We start from the raw sequence: 2979 nt of genomic DNA, 5'->3' as shown, positions 1-2979 counted from the left end.
GTATCAACCATCACGCCGTGGAAGCGATGCCTGGCGAACATCGGCAGAAGCTCGAAGTCCGGCGCCAGATCGGCAAACAGCACGGCAATCAGCTTCGTTCGTGCGGCGAGCGGTTCAAGCGCCTGTGCGCAGGCAGAGATATTTGCCGAAGGAAAAAATCCGATCTTCACATAGTCGACGCCGGTCGCCGCGATCTCTTCGGCCTTGATGCGGATCGTTTCGGGTTCCATCGGCAGGTCGCCGCAGACAGCGCTGACCGGAGCCCGACCCGCGATGAAAGAGATCGTTCGGAGCATAGTTTCCATGGACACCGCGCCCAGGGCTCCCGCCTTCGGGTCCTTCAGGTCGACGATATCGACACCTCCAGAAAGAGCGATCTCCGCCTCTTCGATGCCGGTGACGCTTGCCAGCATTCTGGTCATTTGAACAGTTTCTCCAGTTTGGAGGACAAGACGCTTTTATAGAGGCGGTCGATCCCCCTGCGCCACGTCTCGCCGGTGTTGCCATGCGAATCGATGCTGGCGACCTTCCGCACCGTTCTGGCAGGCGCGAAAAGTCGTCCTATAGGGTTTGATAAATTTTGCGGGTCGGCTAAGTTGATCATGGGCACCTTGACTTGGCGCGGGTCCGGCAACCGTCGAACCTCTGCGCAAGAATGGGTAATTACTATCGATGACGAGCGCGGTGCCAGGCACTCTCGCTGCCTTTTTGTGCTTTTTTTCCCTGACCGTCAACGTTTCCGACGCGACAGGCCAGGAAACGGTGGCGAAGCCGGAAAAAAAGATAACTGAAATCAAGATAGGCTATTTGCGGGCCTACGCACCGCAATTGACGCTTTCCATGCTCGACCTGCCGCCACGTGACGAAGGTGTCGCCGGCGCCGAGGTGGCGATCGGCGACAACAACACGACGGGAAAGTTCACCAACCAGAAATTCAGCCTCGACGTGACCGAGGTCAAGCCCGACGGCGACGCGGTTCAGGCATTCGAAGGCATGATCGCCAAGGGCGACCGCTATGTGGTCGCCGATCTTTCAGCCAAACAATTGCTGTCGATCGCCGACATCGCCCGCGACAAAGGCGTGCTGATCTTCAACGTCGGCGCCACCGACGACAGCCTTCGCGAGGAGGACTGCCGCATCAACGTTTTCCATATCGCGCCGACGCGCAGCATGCTGGCCGACGCGCTGGCGCAGTATCTCATGGTGAAGAAGTGGCCGAATTGGGTGCTGCTCTATGGATCGCATGAGCAGGATCATCTCTACGCCGATGCGCTGCGCCGCGCGGCAACCCGCTTCGGCGGCCAGATCGTCGCCGAGAAGGAATTCAAGGATACCGGCACAGCCAGGCGCACCGACACCGGCGCCACGCAGATACAGCAGCAGATTTCCGTGTTCACGCAAGACGTGCCGGAGCATGACGTGGTGCTTGTCGCCGACGAAAGCGAGGTTTTCGGCACCTACGTGCCCTACCGCACCTGGACGCCGCGGCTGGTCGCCGGCACGGCCGGTCTGGTTGCATCGTCATGGCATCCCGCCAGCGAACAATGGGGCGGCATCCAGATGCAGAGCCGCTTCCTGAAGACGACGAGCCGGCGGATGCTCTCCAAAGACATGTCGGCCTGGACCGCGGTGCGTGCGGTCGGCGAGGCCACCACGCGCACCAAGGGCGACGATGCGAAAAAGATCAGCGACTATATACGCTCTGACGATTTTTCGGTTGCTGCTTTCAAGGGGCAGAAGCTGACCTTCCGCAAATGGAACCTCCAGCTTCGCCAGCCGATCTTGCTTGGCGACACCAAGTCGGTCGTCTCGACATCGCCACAGGAGGGCTATCTTCACCAGGTCTCCGAACTCGACACTCTCGGTGTCGATCAGCCGGAAACGAAGTGCGCTCTCAAGTAGAGTCAATCGGGAGGAATTTGCGTGCAGAAACGAGCTTGCGCATTCGCCATTCTCGCGGCCGGCTTCACGGCCAGCCCGGCATCGGCCTATACGGCTTACGTGTCCAACGAGAAGGACAACACGATGACCGTCGTCGACACGGCGACGATGCAGGTGGTGAAGACCGTCGAAGTCGGCCAGAGACCTCGCGGCATCACCATCTCGCATGACGGCAAATTCGTCTATCTATGCGCCAGCGATGACGACACGATCCAAATCATCGACACCGCGACACTTGAAATCGTCGGTACGCTGCCATCCGGCCCCGATCCCGAATTGTTCGTCCTCTCGCCCGACGGCAAGACGCTTTATGTCGCCAATGAGGACGACAATCTCGTCACCGCCATCGACGTCGAAAGCAAGCAGGTCCTGGCCGAGATACCAGTCGGCGTGGAGCCGGAAGGCATGGGTGTCAGCCCCGACGGCAAGACCATGGTCAACACCTCGGAAACCACCAGCATGGCGCATTTCATCGACACCGGCACGCATGAGGTGACGGACAATGTGCTGGTCGACACGCGCCCTCGCTTCGCCGAATTCAAGCCCGACGGCTCGCAGGTCTGGGTCAGCGCCGAGGTCGGCGGCACCGTCAGCGTCATCGACAACGCCAAACGCGAAGTGGTGAAGAAGATCCAGTTCGCGATTCAGGGACTGCGGGCCGAAACCATCCAGCCGGTAGGCATCGCCATCAGCGCCGATGGCAAGAAAGCCTATGTCGCGCTCGGCCCGGCGAACCATGTCGCGGTGATCAATACCGACACTTATGAGGTGGAAAAATACATCCTCGTCGGCCAGCGCGTCTGGCATCTGGCCTTCACGCCCGACCAGAAAACGCTGATCACCACGAATGGCAATTCCAACGATATCACCTTCATCGACACGGCCACCGACGAGCCGGTCCAATCGCTCACTGTGGGCCAGCAGCCCTGGGGTGTGGTCATTTCGCCCAAATAGCAGACATTGATCATCGGGAGGCTCAAGACATGAAACTTTGCCGTAGGTTTTTCTTCGCCGCGCTCGCCGGATTTGTCCTTGCTC

The 2979-nt window shown here is 59.7% G+C and carries 3 protein-coding genes; 2 read left to right on the top strand and 1 reads right to left on the bottom strand.

Features of this window, described 5'->3' with window-relative positions:
- The coding region (locus tag EN994_RS24945) for a (5-formylfuran-3-yl)methyl phosphate synthase (RefSeq protein ID WP_245466078.1) at positions 1-422 on the bottom strand (422 nt) is incomplete at its 3' end.
- A gap of 250 nt (positions 423-672) precedes the next feature.
- Between EN994_RS24945 and EN994_RS24935 the strand changes: the two genes are divergently transcribed.
- Positions 673-1902 carry an ABC transporter substrate-binding protein gene (locus tag EN994_RS24935; RefSeq protein ID WP_063167851.1) on the top strand — a complete coding sequence of 410 codons (1230 nt, stop codon included), beginning with the start codon at positions 673-675 and terminating at the stop codon, positions 1900-1902.
- Between the two features lie 21 nt (positions 1903-1923).
- Positions 1924-2895 (top strand): YVTN family beta-propeller repeat protein, encoded by a 972-nt coding sequence (locus EN994_RS24930; RefSeq protein WP_013532045.1) that lies wholly within the window; start codon positions 1924-1926, stop codon positions 2893-2895.
- The last annotated feature ends 84 nt before the right edge of the window (positions 2896-2979 follow it).

The organism is Mesorhizobium sp. M7A.F.Ca.CA.002.09.1.1 (assembly GCF_003998555.1).
GTDB classification, from domain to species: Bacteria; Pseudomonadota; Alphaproteobacteria; order Rhizobiales; family Rhizobiaceae; genus Mesorhizobium; species Mesorhizobium ciceri.
The sequence above is the reverse complement of the archived record's forward strand: the minus strand, read 5'-3'. Positions and strand labels throughout refer to the sequence as shown.

Coding starts and splice junctions, on each gene's coding strand:
- EN994_RS24935 (WP_063167851.1), top strand. CDS start 673: ATGACGAGCGCGGTGCCAGGCACTCTCGCTGCCTTTTTGTGCTTTTTT.